The 14,926-nt window shown below is 40.2% G+C and carries 10 protein-coding genes and 3 riboswitches; of the genes, 4 read left to right on the forward strand and 6 right to left on the reverse strand.

Annotation, left to right across the window (positions count from 1 at the left end):
• The first annotated feature begins 108 nt into the window (after positions 1-108).
• On the forward strand, positions 109-1,557 hold the full coding sequence (locus AC0C45_RS08385; protein WP_257062885.1) for an aldehyde dehydrogenase family protein: 1,449 nt from the start codon (positions 109-111) through the stop codon (positions 1,555-1,557).
• Positions 1,558-1,648: 91 nt separating this feature from the next.
• Positions 1,649-2,512 (forward strand): sugar phosphate isomerase/epimerase family protein, encoded by an 864-nt coding sequence (locus tag AC0C45_RS08390; protein WP_257062888.1) that lies wholly within the window; start codon positions 1,649-1,651, stop codon positions 2,510-2,512.
• Between the two features lie 252 nt (positions 2,513-2,764).
• Here the strand turns inward: AC0C45_RS08390 and atzF are convergent, their stop codons facing one another.
• The 5 genes from atzF to AC0C45_RS08415 all read right to left on the reverse strand — a co-directional run bounded on the left by atzF (position 2,765) and on the right by AC0C45_RS08415 (position 11,196).
• Positions 2,765-4,516, reverse strand: coding sequence for an allophanate hydrolase (atzF, locus tag AC0C45_RS08395; protein ID WP_047933604.1), 1,752 nt, complete (start codon positions 4,514-4,516; stop codon positions 2,765-2,767).
• Positions 4,517-4,530: 14 nt separating this feature from the next.
• Positions 4,531-8,142, reverse strand: a complete 3,612-nt coding sequence (gene uca / locus AC0C45_RS08400) for an urea carboxylase (RefSeq protein WP_280168871.1) — start codon at positions 8,140-8,142, stop codon at positions 4,531-4,533.
• Between the two features lie 16 nt (positions 8,143-8,158).
• Positions 8,159-8,812, reverse strand: a complete 654-nt coding sequence (locus AC0C45_RS08405) for an urea amidolyase associated protein UAAP2 (RefSeq protein ID WP_013081995.1) — start codon at positions 8,810-8,812, stop codon at positions 8,159-8,161.
• 20 nt (positions 8,813-8,832) lie between these two features.
• On the reverse strand, positions 8,833-9,570 hold the full coding sequence (locus AC0C45_RS08410; protein ID WP_013081996.1) for an urea amidolyase associated protein UAAP1: 738 nt from the start codon (positions 9,568-9,570) through the stop codon (positions 8,833-8,835).
• A 47-nt stretch (positions 9,571-9,617) separates the two neighbouring features.
• A riboswitch (guanidine-I (ykkC/yxkD leader) is annotated at positions 9,618-9,722 on the reverse strand.
• A 124-nt stretch (positions 9,723-9,846) separates the two neighbouring features.
• Complete coding sequence (locus AC0C45_RS08415) at positions 9,847-11,196, reverse strand: APC family permease (RefSeq protein WP_257062894.1); 1,350 nt, start codon at positions 11,194-11,196, stop codon at positions 9,847-9,849.
• A gap of 63 nt (positions 11,197-11,259) precedes the next feature.
• A riboswitch (guanidine-I (ykkC/yxkD leader) is annotated at positions 11,260-11,362 on the reverse strand.
• Positions 11,363-11,574: 212 nt separating this feature from the next.
• Positions 11,575-11,676, forward strand: a riboswitch (purine riboswitch).
• Positions 11,677-12,181: 505 nt separating this feature from the next.
• Here AC0C45_RS08415 and AC0C45_RS08420 point away from each other — a divergent pair.
• Positions 12,182-13,510, forward strand: a complete 1,329-nt coding sequence (locus AC0C45_RS08420) for an amidohydrolase family protein (protein WP_047933608.1) — start codon at positions 12,182-12,184, stop codon at positions 13,508-13,510.
• A gap of 47 nt (positions 13,511-13,557) precedes the next feature.
• On the opposite strand, the gene AC0C45_RS08425 is transcribed toward AC0C45_RS08420, so the two are convergent.
• The gene (locus AC0C45_RS08425) at positions 13,558-13,755 is read right to left on the reverse strand and encodes a cold-shock protein (RefSeq protein ID WP_013055689.1); all 198 of its coding nucleotides are present in this window, start codon (positions 13,753-13,755) and stop codon (positions 13,558-13,560) included.
• A 423-nt stretch (positions 13,756-14,178) separates the two neighbouring features.
• On the opposite strand from AC0C45_RS08425, the gene AC0C45_RS08430 reads away from it, so the two are divergent.
• On the forward strand, positions 14,179-14,811 hold the full coding sequence (locus AC0C45_RS08430; protein WP_047933609.1) for an NAD(P)-dependent oxidoreductase: 633 nt from the start codon (positions 14,179-14,181) through the stop codon (positions 14,809-14,811).
• Positions 14,812-14,926 lie beyond the last annotated feature (115 nt).

Below are 14,926 nucleotides of genomic sequence, written 5' to 3' on the forward strand. Positions count from 1 at the left end.
TTTAAATTAAAATAAATTAGATCGATCTATTTTCTTCTCATGTAAAAACGTTCAGGCCTTGTTTTATATAAAAGTTTGTTTAATAAAAATGAAAAGTTGGTGCTAAACATGATAGAAACTATTCAAAAGAAATCACAGCCTTATATTAACGGTGGATGGATTATTGAAGATCGAGAAGTTGCTTTAATAAAAAACCCCTATTCTGGAGAAGTCATAGGTGAGCAGCTATTAGCGAATGAAGAAGATGTTGAAAAAGCATTAGCATCAGCCTATGAAGCAAAAAAACATGTCGCCGCCCTTTCTTCTTACCAGCGTTCTAAAATTTTAAAGAAAGCGGCTCTATTACTAGAACAAGAGAAAGAAAAATTTGCTCGACTTATTTCTTTAGAACTAGGAAAGCCTTTGAAAAATACGCTGGACGAAGTGGCCCGTTCAATCGAAACATTGGAACTGTCAGGGGAAGAAGCAAAAAGATTGATTGGTGAAACATTGCCTGGCGATGTTTCAGAACGTGGTGCACAAGCTATTGCATCTACTTTTCGAGTGCCCGTTGGTGTTGTAGCGGCTATCACACCGTTTAACGCTCCTTTAAATCTTGTATGCCATAAAATTGGGCCGGCTTTTGCTGCTGGGAATAGCGTGATTTTAAAGCCTTCTTCGCAAACAACTTTAATTGCAACAGAGCTCTTAAGGCTGCTGCTGCGGGCAGGATTTCCTAAGGATGCTGTAAATATGGTGCTTGGTCGAAGACAGGTTGCACAGCAAATTGTAAAAGATGATCGCGTGAACATTATTTCATTTACAGGTGGAACGGTAGCTAGTAAAAATATTTGTGAGCTAGCTGGAATGAAAAAAGTATTGCTAGAGCTAGGAGGAAATGCTGCAACGATCGTCCATAACGACGCAGATTTAAACCGTGCTGCGGCTATGTGTGCTAAAACCGGATTTAGCAATTCCGGTCAGAGCTGTATCTCTGTTCAAAGAATTTATGTACATCAATCTGTGGTCTCTGAGTTTACCAATCTTTTAAAAGAAGAGGTGCTGAAACTTAAAATCGGAGATCCCTTATTGCCTGATACGGATGTAGGGTGTGTAGTAGATGTCCATGCAGCTGAGCGAGTGACGAGCTGGATTGGCGAGGCCGTACAGTCGGGGGCACAAGTGATATGCGGAGGAAAGCGCCGCGGAGCTACGGTGGAACCTACCGTTCTACTAAACCCTTCTAAAGAAAGTAAAGTTATTTGTGAAGAAGTATTTGGCCCTATTATTAGTATTGTGCCGTACGATACGATTGAAGAAGCTATTGAAGAGACAAATGATTCTGCTTTTGGTCTTCAAGCAGGGATTTTTACGAACAAAATGGATTTGGCTTATAAAGTAGCTCATTCTCTTGAAATGGGCGGTGTAGTTATTAATGGAACATCTAACTTTAGATTAGATCATTGGCCATATGGCGGAGTGAAAAACAGCGGTATTGGCAGAGAAGGTCCACGTTACGCCATTGAAGAAATGACTGAAACGAAGATGATTGTATTAAGACTGCCTACAGAGAATTAAAATCAAATCAATATGTAGGACGTTTATAAGCATATATCGTCATTTTAATTAGATCGATCTAATTCGTTTGAATAAAGGAGGAAGTTATAAAATGCCTAATCAATTTTCCCTTGCGTATCTTACTGTTCTTGGATGTTCCCCGCCTGAAATGACGTATATGGCTGCGAAGGCAGGATATGATTTTGTTAGTTTAAGGCCTATTTACATGGGGTTGCCTGGAGAGCCTAACTATGCGTTAGCTGAAAATAAGCAGCTGATGCGAGAAACAAAATCTGCTATGTCAGAAACAGGAGTGAAGCTTCTTGATATAGAGTTAGCACGTATCTATGAGGGAGTTGATCCAAAACGTTACTTACCTGCAATGGAAGCAGCTGCTGAACTTGGAGGACGTCACGTTCTTAGCAGCATTTGGACGGACGATCGCAATTTTGGTATCGAATGCTTTGCTGAACTCTGTGATCTAGCTAAGCCTTTTGGGTTAACCATTGAATTAGAATTTGTTCCTATTGGGAGCGTATATAACCTTAAAGGCGCAATGGATGTTCTTCATACGGCTAATCGTGAAAATGCAGGTCTTATGATTGATATCCACCATTTTCATCGATCAGGAGATAAGGTGGAAGATTTGGACGACGTGCCTCGTGGGTGGTTTCGCTATCTTCATCTTTGCAATGCTTCTGCGGAAATTCCGAGTTCAAAGGAGGAAATGACTCGAGTTCTTAGAGAAGAACGATTGTATTTAAATGAAGAAGGTATTGATGTTGCAAGTATTATTAATCGTATCCCGCAGGTTCCTTATTCCATAGAGTTGCCAAATGTAAAACGTGCCAACGAACTAGGATATGAAGAGTTTGCGCGCCAATGTTTACAAACTGCTAAACAATACTTAGATAAGCATCCGCGCAAGAAGTATGTTTCTCATCAAGATCAGCTGCGTTTCCATTCTACACGATAGGTATTCTGGAGAGCATTGTGCAGCTTACCTTTTAGGTTTATTTAATTGAAGTACCCCTACTTAGCAAGCTTAAAGTGGGGGTATTCTCTGTTAAAACGGTAAACGTAAGAATCAAGAATAAATATAAAAGTGTGACATCATACATTCACTTTGTCATAATTAATGCTAAGTTCTTATTTTTATATACAGTGAAGATTTGATGAAAAAGAGCTGCTGAGAATGTACTCAACAGCTTAGTAAATAATCGATTTATTAGTAAGTTGAGAGAGCCCGCCAGCTTCTATAAGACGTAATATCCTCCGCATCTTCTGTCGCATGAGCTTCACAAAGAAAACCCGCTACTTCACTGCCGTCTTCAAGAGTGATTTTGCCTAGTCCGAGAGGAGAAGGGATAGAATCGGCAAAAGAGCCGAGTAGTGATAAAGGCATTTCCCAAAGTTCAACCTCAATTTTTTCTCCTTGTTGATGTGTTCGCAACAGCCCCGGTTTTGCTGGAGAAGTAGGCAGTTTAAAAAGCTGGTAATAAGGAGCGGTTTGGTCTTTTCGTACGAACGAAGCTCCGTGTTCACGCATTTGAGATTCAAGTGGAAACCCGCGCATATGCAAACCGCAAACAGCTACTAATGTTCTATCTTTTTTTGAATCAGCCGTTCGTTCCCCATTTAAAAACAATTCGCTGAGTCCGCAAATGAATTGTTCGCCGTCAAATGTAGAGAAAAATGAAATGCCAAACGGTAAATCAAGATCCGCATCTTGAGATGGAAGAGAGACAGCACACAAGTCGAGTAAGTTACAATGATTTGTAAAACGCCCCATGTCACTGTTTGTTTCAATTGGATTTTCTCTTACTTGTTCCCGCGTCCACGTTCCGCCTGCTGTCGGCATAACAAGAACAGCATTTTTAAGTTGATGATATGCTTTATGTTTAAAGGATTGAAGCTTATGTGAAGCTTGAAATAAAGCAGCAGCATCATATTCTGATTTAGCTCCTGAACGAAGCACTTGCTCGGTTACAGGAAAGGCTGTTTCTTCATGAGAAGTGATAAATTCTCCTAAGTCAGCCCAGCGCTCTGCTACGTAAGGGCCGTCATATAATAAAGCAGCTGCTTCACTTAAATACGAGCCGTCAATGTATTCGATGGGAATAGATAAATCTTCAATCTTTTTCACAGCTTGTTTCCACGCTTTTTCGTACTGCTCAGCAAACGGCCCGTAAAACGAAAGCGGTTCTTTTACCATATAAATTTTTTCAGGAAGCGCCGAAGAAGCCCGAACAACAGAGCGTGACCATGGGTCTCGATCGTCTACTCCTCTAATAATGGAATCTACAAGCAGTACGTCACTCCATTCATGAGCAAAAGCAGTGACGCAGTCTAAGCTTTTACATGCCGGAACTACACCTGCAGATGACCAAGCTCCGAGGGAAGGTTTATAGCCGATTAGACGGTTTAAACCAGCTGGAACCCGCCCTGAACCTGCTGTATCGGTGCCTAAAGAAAAAGCAGCATGCCCCCGAGCTACGGATACAGCTGATCCTGAGCTCGATCCGCCGCTAATGAGCTTTGGCTTTAACGCATTGTGCGTTTCGCCATATGGGCTCCGTGTACCGACCAGTCCTGTAGCAAATTGGTCCAAGTTGGTCTTTCCAAGAGGAATAGCACCTGCATCGATAAGGTGTTGAACAACCGTAGCATGTTCAGAAGGGATATACGTATATTCTTTACATCCGGCTGTCGTCGGTACATGTGCTACATCGATATTATCTTTAATGGCGAATGGAATTCCCCACAAAGGCAACGCTTCAGGGCTTAGCGTAGCTAAGCGATCGAGATAAGGTTTTAACTCATCGAGTGTAGGAGGGGTAATCCAAATATTCATGTCTTTGTCAGCTTCTACACGCGTGAAAATTTGATGTACTACATCTTCCGGAGTTAATTCTTTTTTGATATACATATTACGTAACCATTGAACCGAAAATGTTTTAGGCAAGCTCACTGTTTTCATTGTATCCACCGTCCTTAATGAGTAATTGGAGCAAAGGCTTTTATACCGGCAATCAGCTGTCCAGGTTGTACTTCATCGCCGGGTTTTACATGAATCGAACTGATATATCCATCCATAGGTGCTAGCTGCGGAAACTCCATTTTCATGCTTTCTTCGATAATTAACGTATCGCCTTTTTCAACTTTTTGTCCTTCTTCTACAAGAACTTTCCAGACGCTTCCCGGCATTGTACAGCGCGCGGCTTCCGTACCTTCGGGCAGTTCTTGTTCCGTAATTTCAGCTGTTTCATGTTCAGAGACGTACTCAGCTAAACCAAGTGCTTTCCAATTTTCTCGTTCTGTTTGAAAAGCACCCTGCTGGGTATGACGAAAAGCAGCCGTGCTTTCTTCAATGGATGAAAGAAAATCTAAATATTCTCCAAGTTTAAACGTTGTCTCCGTAATATCTGCTTCAAATCTCCCACGAAGGAAATCTTCGCGCAGTTTTAAAAGCTCGTCTGCTTCTACTGGGTAAAATTGAATTTGATCAAAGAAACGAAGAAGCCACGGTTTTCCTGTTTCAAAACTTTCCGTTTGACGAAGTCGGTTCCACATTTGAATCGTGCGTCCCACAAATTGATAGCCGCCAGGACCTTCCATTCCGTATACGCACATATACGCACCGCCAATACCAACTGCATTTTCAGGCGTCCATGTACGGGCAGGATTATATTTCGTTGTAACTAAACGGTGACGAGGGTCTAGAGGTGTAGCAACAGGTGCGCCTAAATATACATCTCCAAGCCCCATTACAAGATAATTAGCGTCAAATACAATTCGTTTAACATCTCCAAGGTGGTCCAGCCCGTTTACTCGGCGAATAAACTCTAGGTTGCTTGGACACCATGGTGCATCTGGACGAACGTTTTGCTGATAGCGTTCAATAGCTAATTGAGTTGCAGGATCATCCCATGAAAGTGGAAGTTTTACAATCCGAGATGGAACTTCCATTTCTTCAAGAGGAGGAAGCGCACGATCAATAGCTGAAATGCGCTGACAAAGTTCAAGAATAGATATCTTTGTTGCATCAATATGAATTTGAAGAGAACGGATACCAGGCGTTAAATCTAGAACCGGTAAATCCTCACGCTTTTGGATAGCTTCCATTAAAGCATGTACTTGGAAGCGAAGCAGCAGATCAAGCTCCATTTCTCCGTATTCCACAAGTATATTCGCATCGCCTGAGCAGCGGACGGAAAATGGAAAGCGTCTATTTTCCGTTTCGTTAATCAGCAGCGGATAATCGCTTTTGAGCGGCTGTGCTACTGGATTTGTAAGTACAGGAAGTGATGCAGATGTTCCGATATGCTGCAAAAAGTCTTCCTGAGTACATTTGAGTTTTTCAGCTTGTTCAAGGTCAATTAATTTAAACGAAATTTTATCTCCGGGATGAAGCTGTCCTATTTTCCAAAACTCTGCTGAAGCGGTGGTAACAGGGCAAATAAAGCCGCCAAGACTCGGACCGTCTGGGCCAAGTAAAATAGGCATATCTCCCGTTAAGTCTAAGGTGCCGATGGCATATGCGTTATCATGAATATTTGATGGATGCAAACCGGCTTCTCCTCCATCTTCACGGGTCCAAAAAGGAGCGGGGCCTATTAACCTCACGCCTGTTCTAGAACTGTTAAAATGAACTTCCCACTTCGTATCTGTTAGCTGCTGTAAATATTCTGGCTGTAAAAACTCTTCTGTACAATGAGGACCGGGAATTACCCCGATTGACCATTCTTTAGACATGGCTGGCTGATAGGGAAGGGCAAGTTCATTTTCAACGTGAGAGTAGTCAGAGACACGCAGTACATCTCCCGTACGAAGTGCTCTACCGCCGTGTCCTCCGAAGCTTCCTAGTGTAAAAGTAGAAGAGCTGCCTAATATTTTAGGCATATCAAGTCCGCCGCCAATCAGTAAATACGTACGCATTCCTTCGGTTGCTTCACTAAATGAAAGAATTTGTCCCGGCTTTGCTCTAATGGTCTTATACATAGGGATTTCAGCTTCGTCTAATGTAGCATGCATATTAGCACCCGTAATGCAAAAAGATAGATTGTCTCTAAATTTATAAGAGCCGCCTCGGAGAGTCATTTCAATCCCTGGTGCATCCGGGGAGTTTCCGAGAAGTTTATTTCCTATGCGAAAAGCAAAAGGATCCATTGGACCGCACGGAGGAACCCCTACGTTCCAGTGCCCGGTACGTCCCGGATAATCTTGAACAGTGGACTGAACGCCTCCGTCTAAGACTTCGAGTGCTTGTTCGCTCGGATTATATGAGTTAAGCATTTGAGTATACACGTCGCCTGTTTTGCACGCTTTTTCTTCTAGCAGTCCCTGCAAGTATTGAAGATTAGTAGTAACGCCGTATAATCTTGTTTCTTTTAAAGCAGCGCTCAATTTTAGAAGGGCTTCTTCTCGTGTTTTTCCATGAACGATAATTTTAGCCAGCATAGGATCATAAAGTGATGTTACAGTAATCCCGTCTCGTATCCACGTTTCAACTCGAGCACTTTTAGAGAACATTGCTTGGTCGATTTGCCCGCCGCTGGGACGAAAATCATTTAAGCAATCTTCTGCATAAATACGAGCTTGGATACTGTGACCTGAAGGCACAGGAAGCAAAGAAGGAAGGTTTACTAGCTCATCGCATGCTTCTTTAAGCATCCATTCTACTAAATCAACGTTTAACACTTCTTCTGTAACGCCGTGCTCTACTTGAAGGCGAGTATTTACTTCTAAAAAATAAAATTTCTCCGCTTCGGCGTCATAAAGAAACTCTACCGTTCCTGCGCTTCGATATCCGACTTCTTTAGCTAGTCGCGTAGCTGCTTGCAGCATATTTTCCCGTATATATGAAGGGAAGTTTGGAGCTGGGCTTTCTTCAATTACTTTTTGATTTCTTCGCTGAATAGAGCAGTCGCGTTCTCCTAAAGCCACTACTTCTCCAAAAGAATTCCCGAAGATTTGAACTTCTACATGGCGAGCTTTTTGAATGTATTTCTCTAAAAAAACACCGCTGTTTTTAAAGTTTGTTTGTGCTAAATGGCAAACTGAGTCAAAAGCTGCTTGAAGCGCTTTTTCATCTTGGCAAACACGCATTCCAATTCCGCCGCCGCCAGCCGTACTTTTTAACATAACGGGATAGCCAATCTCTTCAGCAGCACATACAGCCTCTGATACATCTGTAATAAGAGGTGTACCGGGCAGCAAAGGCACATCGGCTTTTTGCGCAATTTCCCGAGCTGAATGTTTTAATCCGAATATTTCCATTTGCTGAGGTGTAGGACCAATAAATACAATTCCTTCAGCCTGACAGCGACGAGCAAATTCCGCGTTTTCGCTTAAAAAACCGTAGCCTGGATGAATAGCTTCCGCGCCTGTTTTCTTTGCAATATCTAGAATAAGGTCTTCGTTCAAATAACTTTCTTTGACCGGGCCGCTGCCAATTAAAATGGCTTCATCTGTTTCATCAACGTGCAGGCTGTCTTGATCAGCTTCTGTATAAACAGCTACAGATTTCACTCCTAAATGTCGTAATGTTCGCTCAATTCTAACGGCAATTGCTCCTCGGTTCGCAATTAATACTTTTGTAAACATAGATGAACACTCCTTTTTATAATGAATCCCAAATAACTAAGCGAATAGGGGTAGGGTTATAATCGTTGCACGGGTTGTTAAGCTGAGGGCAGTTGCTGATCAATACAAGTGTAGGATTGATAGCTTCCATTTCTACATAGTATCCAGGGGCAGATACCCCGTCATTAAACGTTAATCCGCCGCTTGGCGTCACAGGTACATTCATAAAAAAGTTTACGTTTGGTGCTAAATCTCTTTTGGTGTAGCGGCTATCATATTTTGATAGCTGAAGCATAAATGTATCTCGGCAGTTATGCATCGGAAGCGTGTCATGTGCATAACGTACGGTGTTGCTTTGTGCCGAACAAGCTCCGCCTAAGGTGTCGTGGCGTCCGCACGTGTCAGCAACAATTTTGACTAGTTCTTTGCCAGATTGAGAAAGCAGCACTGTGCCAGTGGATAAATAAATATTTCCTTGATTAGCAATCGTAGATACTGCACTGTAATGATCTTCTAGGTTTTCAGCATCAAAGAATAAAGTATCCGCTGCTTGATTGCCTTCTACATCTATTATTCTAAGAGTTTGGCCTGGTTTAAGTTCGTGCATCCAGCCGTCCCCAGCCAGTACCGTTTCATCATAAATTGCGTTCTCTATTTTTCTGTTGCTTTCCACTCGATTAAATACAGCCATTATAGAAGCCTCCTTCATTTTTAAATCCTTGATAATGTTTTATTTCCAAGCAATAGGTCATAAGACCATGTGTTTTCAAACGCTCGTTTATTTTCAGGTCTAAAATTTAAACAGTAGTCATCTGAGCTTACAGGAGCCGCTTCATCTACGGTTATTTCAATTGGAACAGAAGGATACGTTCCGCTCGGGTCTAAAGGGTTAGGTGTATTAGACAGTAGAAAGAGCAAATTCATTTCTGTTCTAAGCGTAATAAAATCTCCTTTTTTACAATGAGAAGAAACAAAATTCATATTGCCTTCTTCGTCGCAGTATACTTTTGAAAATAAGTTAAGATTAGGGACTAAATCCCGTGTTGTTAAACCGTTGCGCAAAAGCTCCATTGAGAAGTTTTCTTCGCCATTCCTTCTCCATTCATTTCGGGATTCTTGATAAGTAGATACACCGTATTTTTGATGAGTTAAGCTGCGCGTAATGTAGCCTGAAATGGTATCATGCCAGCCGGTGGTATCAGCAGTGATGCTTGCAAATGCTCTGCCGTTGTCACTCATCAGAACATGTCCTTTTGTTAAGTGAGCAGTGTGCTGAGCTTTTAAGGTATCGGGCATGTTGTATCGTTCTGTTAAATCATAAGCGTTGTATAATAGTAGGGATACATTTGCACCGGATTCTTGTGCAGTAAACGTCACTGATTTTCCTCTTCCAATTCGGCCTGACCATTTTCCACCAGCCGGGATTGTTTGCTTCCAGATAGAACTCATAAAATAACCTCCTTAGAATAAAAAAAGGATAAAAGCCTGGGAGAGTAGTCTCCCAGGCTTTTATCCTTCCGTGTTATACAGCGTAGCGCTATATCGCTCTCTCTCGGACCAGTCTTTAACATATGTTAAACGGAACCCTAGACAGCTTTTTTGTTCTTAACGGCTGTAAGAACCTTTATCCATTTGTGGCTTTCGATTAATCGTAGTATAGTATGAGTGAAAATGAGTTGACAAGTAGTTTGTTAGAATACATGACACAAAAACTGATTTTTCAGTTTATTTTTCAGGGACCGTCACTTTTGAATGATCTCTCTTTACAAAAGGAGCCGACAGTCGGGATTTTACAAATAAATAGAGAAATCCAACAGTAAGCCAGGCGACACCAATCAAAAGAGTATCTTTGTTTAACAGTGTGAGCAGCCATCCGATAAATGCCGCTCCGATCAAAGGGAAGATTAAATAGAGTATTGTTTCAGTAAACGACCGTTTCTTTAACTTAATATAAAAATGGGCAATGACTGATACATTCACAAATGTAAAAGCGGTTAAGGCACCGAAACTGACAAAAGTGACCGCTGTGTTTAAATCAATGAACATTCCCAAAAACGAAAAAGCGGTAACAAGCAAGATATTCACCACGGGCGTTTTAAACGTTGGATGAATATTTGAAAATACCTTTTGAGGCAGTACGGATTCACGGCCTAAAGCATATAAAAAGCGAGTAACGCTTGTGACTGAAGAAACTCCTTGAGTAAAGGTTGCAATAATTAATACCGTAATAAATAGACTGCTTAAAAGATTTCCACCCACTAATTTTACAAGGGTGTAGGCTGCATTATCAGGGTTAGTAAACGTGAATCCCGGATAGGCAATCTGTGTAAAATACGAGATAGCGATGTACATAACAGCTGCGATGCAAACAATAAGAAAAATGGCTTTTGGAATTGTCTTTTTCGGTTGAATCGTTTCTTCCGCCATTGTTGTAACTGCATCAAATCCTAAAAAGCAAAAGCAAATGAGCGCAGCTCCAGAAAAAATAGTCGTAAACGGTACATCTGAAGCCAAAAAAGGATGAAGTGAAAAAAGAGTAGAAGAACTAGCTTGACCTGTTGCAATATCTTTGATAATAAATAAACAAAACAAACTTATAAAGAGAATCTGAACTACAACAGAGATGCCACTTATACGAGCTACAGATTTAATACCAACAATATTGACTAAAGCTAAGATAATGTTCATGACGATGACCCATACGTATACAGGAATAGAAGGGAATTCCGTATGCATAAAAATACCAAATGTTAAAATAGCGATAATAGGGGAGAAAATATAGTCTAAAAGAAGTGCCCAGCCTACTAAAAAGCCAAGGCGAGGATGTATAGCTTTTTTCGTATACGTATAAGCAGATCCTGCTATCGGATATGCTTTTACCATTCGGCTGTAGCTATATGCGGTAAAAAAGATAGCTAAAAAAGCGATTAAATAAGCAAGGACCATTTGCCCTCCAGCCGCATCGTAGGCTACTCCATAAACTGTAAAGAAAATCATCGGAGTCATCCAGGCAAGACCCAAAAACACAATTTGATATACCTTTAGCGATTTACTTAACGCTGGTTGGTTGTTCATATAAATCCCTTCTTTCCTCTATTTTATAGTAGTAAAAAAGAAAAGCCTGGGAGAATGATGTCATTCTCCCAGGCTTTTATCCCTCCGTGTATACGGAACCATTCCGTACGCTCTCTCTCGGACCAGCCTTTAACATGTGTTAAACGGAACCCTAGATCGCTTTTTTGTCTTCAACAGAGTGAAGACTTTTATAGGTAATGTAAGTAGTTCGAAGTATAAGCAGGATTGTAGGAAGATGCAACTACTGTGTTAGATAGTTTAACAAACTTTTTGAAAAAGTAAACTTTTGTAAAAGGCGAACTATATATAATTTTATTAAAAAGATTATTCGTTTATAGTTGACTTACAGAAAGACCTATAGTATATTTGTAGACAAGAAAAAGCTAAATACGGTTCACTCATATATGTTTGAGAATATGGCTCAGACGTTTCTACCTTATCACCGTAAATGATAGGACTATGAGTAAAAAGTGAATCTAGGTTCCCATTTTTACGTTAGTAGAAAGTTTGGTCCAAGCGATTCACATATTCATTTTTGAAAAGAAGTGGATATGACACCGAAGGGATAAAAGCCCAGGCGGGTAGGTTTTTGCTCATTGTATTTGAGAGACCTGCCTTTGTTTGGGCTTTTTCTTATGTGTCTATTTACAGTATGAGCGAGTGATGGAAGTTTCTTGTTTGTATCTGCATTGCTTTCTGGGGAGAATAGCGATGCAAAGCATGAAATCACTCACTGAAGCTTTATCTGTAAGCCCTCATTTAACCATGGGAAGTACATTCTATCTATTTTCTAGCATTTTTTCTTTGATGAGCAGCGTGGGGACGCTGCTCCTTTTTTTGTTCTTGCTTTTTTCTCTGTAAATAAAGGTCTTTAAAGAGAAGGTGATTTGCGAAATTTGGCGAATTAATGCTTTAAACAATAAATGATAGAGAAGATAAAGCGGTCTATGAAAAATGAAGAAGTTGAAAAATTGAGGAGGGAATTATGTTGCTTCACTTAATTAATGTTCGTTTGCCAATTATGCACGACCACGCTCTTTTTGAAGTGAAAATTTCAAATGGAATGTATACTTCTATCGTTTTACAAAACGGTTATCTTGAAGGTGACGAGTTTTTTCCGCTGCACGCGGCCGTGTTAGGAAAAGAAACGTCACTTGATGCACAGGGTCGTGTGCTATTACCAGGATTTGTAGATATGCATATGCATTTAGACAAAGCTCATTCGCTTCCTCAAGTGCCCAATATATCTGGAACTCTTCAAGAAGCCATTAAAAATTACAGCAGCATCCTGCCGGCATTTCCAGAAGAAGAAATCAAGCAGCGAATGTTAAAAACTGCATTGCAGGCATTGGCTAACGGTACGACTACGATTCGAACGCATATTGATTTTGACTGCAGCATGGAAGAAGATAGTTTATTTCGAAGTTTACAAGCGGCTGTCGAAGTGAGAGATGAATTAAGCCCGTATATGGACGTGCAGGTTGTTCCGCTATTCTCTAACCTAGACATTGATGATATGCATAAGATGAATAAAATTGAACGAGCATTCGACCTTGAAATTGATGCGATTGGAGGCTGCCCTCATTTAGCTAGAAATCCAGAAAAAGAGATTGATGCTCTATTTTCGCTGGCTCAAGCCTATAATAAACCTCTTGACTTACATGTGGATGAAAGCGATGATCCGTCTGTTGATACAATAATTAATATTGCTCATAGAACAATTGAATTAAATATGGAAGGAAAAGTGGTAGTGGGGCATCTTTGCTCGCTTGCAGGAATGACTGATGCAAAAGTGAAAGAAATCTTAAACCTTTTAAAACAGGCGAAAATTGGAGTTGTCACATTACCTGCTTCTAATTTATATTTACAGGGAAGAGAAGATAAAGGAATTGTAAGACGAGGCGTAACGCGTATTCGCGACATACAAAAAGCAGCGATTCCAATTGCTACTGCATCTGATAACGTGAACGACCCCTTTCATCCGTTTGGAAAAGCAGACTTGCTGCAAGTAGGGTTACTAACTGCCTATGCTGCACATATGGGAAGTCCGGATGATCAGCGGCAGTTGCTCCGAATGATTACAAGTATACCAGCCCGGCTGATTGGAAAAGAAAAGTATGGAGTGGAAGAAGGAAACGAAGCAAACTTTGTTCTATTAAATGTGCAGTCTGTACAGGAAATATGGACTGAACTTCCCGAAACTCGCTTTGTTTTCAACAAGCATCGCTGGCTTAGCGTAAAAGAGACGCATCAGCGGCTCGCTGATACGAACTTGACTAACCTTTGGCAGGAAAATCAAATTTTAATTGGTTAAATAAACATAAAAAGAAGCTGTCACATTAGTGACAGCTTCTTAATCAATTACTTTTGAACGTTAGCAGCTTGTGGTCCACGAGCTCCATCTTCGATTTCAAATGTAACTTCTTGACCTTCTTCAAGTGATTTGAAACCTTCGCCTTGGATAGCTGAGAAGTGTACGAATACGTCGTCTTGTCCTTCTACTTCGATGAATCCAAAACCTTTTTCTGCATTAAACCATTTTACTTTACCTTGTACCATTGTAGTACCTCCTGTGTGGAAAATCCACGAATATATTACTATCTCTGCTCAATTTCAATAAGAATCACTTTAAAGAAAGTCTTTCTATTTGTTAACACCGAACAAGAAATAATATACCTAGTATAACACTTTTTTATAAAAAAGAAACCTTTTTTCATAAAAAAGTACTCTAAGATAAAAATAAGTTGAAAATATGGATATATTTTGAAATGGTAAATGAGCTATCGTTTTGTGGATTTTTAGCAATCACTAAAATCTTTTATCTCGTAAAAAAATGAATAGCGAGGTTGACAAATTGAGTAATGTGTAACTATAATGGTTACAACAAGATGAGAAGAATTAGCAGTGCTATAAAAAGCTCAAATTTTTTTGTGTTATATGTAACCATGATGGTTACAACTGAAATAAAAGGAGAGAATAAAAATGAAAATTGGTGTTATTGGAGCAACAGGAAAAGCAGGTCAATTAATTATGGAAGAAGCAAAACAGAGAGGACATGAAGTAACAGCCGTTGTTCGAAATGCTTCTAAACTAAAAAATCAAACAAACGTAATTGAAAAAGATATTTTTGCCATTACTTCAAAAGATATTGAACAGTTCGATGCTGTGGTAAATGCATTTAATGCACCTCCTGGAAGCGAACAGCTCCACGTTGAGTCTATACAATCACTTATTAAGGTATTTCAAGGTGTTCAAACGCGACTCGCAGTAGTGGGCGGAGCGGGAAGTTTATTTGTAGATTCAGAAAAAACAACGCCTTTAATGAGCACAGAAGGTTTTCCAGCAGCTTATTATCCAACGGCTTCAAACATGGGGAAAGGTTTAAAAGAACTTGAAAAGTCGACTATAAATTGGACTTATTTAAGCCCAGCAGCCTTTTTTGATGCAGAAGGTGCTCGCACGGGAGTCTATCAATTAGGAAAAGATCATGTGATCACAAATAGTCAAAATGAAAGCTATATTAGCTATGCTGATTACGCGATTGCTTTAATAGATGAATTAGAGAATGAAAATCATGTGAATGAACGCTTTGCTGTAGTGGGTGAAAAAGCATAAGCTTACGTTTGATTCATATTGAAAAACAGCTTGCATTTGATGTAAGCTGTTTTTTATGGAACAAAATAGATATAAAGCGATGAAAACCAATATAGATTTTTTATTATTTCTTCGT

It is taken from the genome of Priestia sp. VA7 (assembly GCF_055710015.1).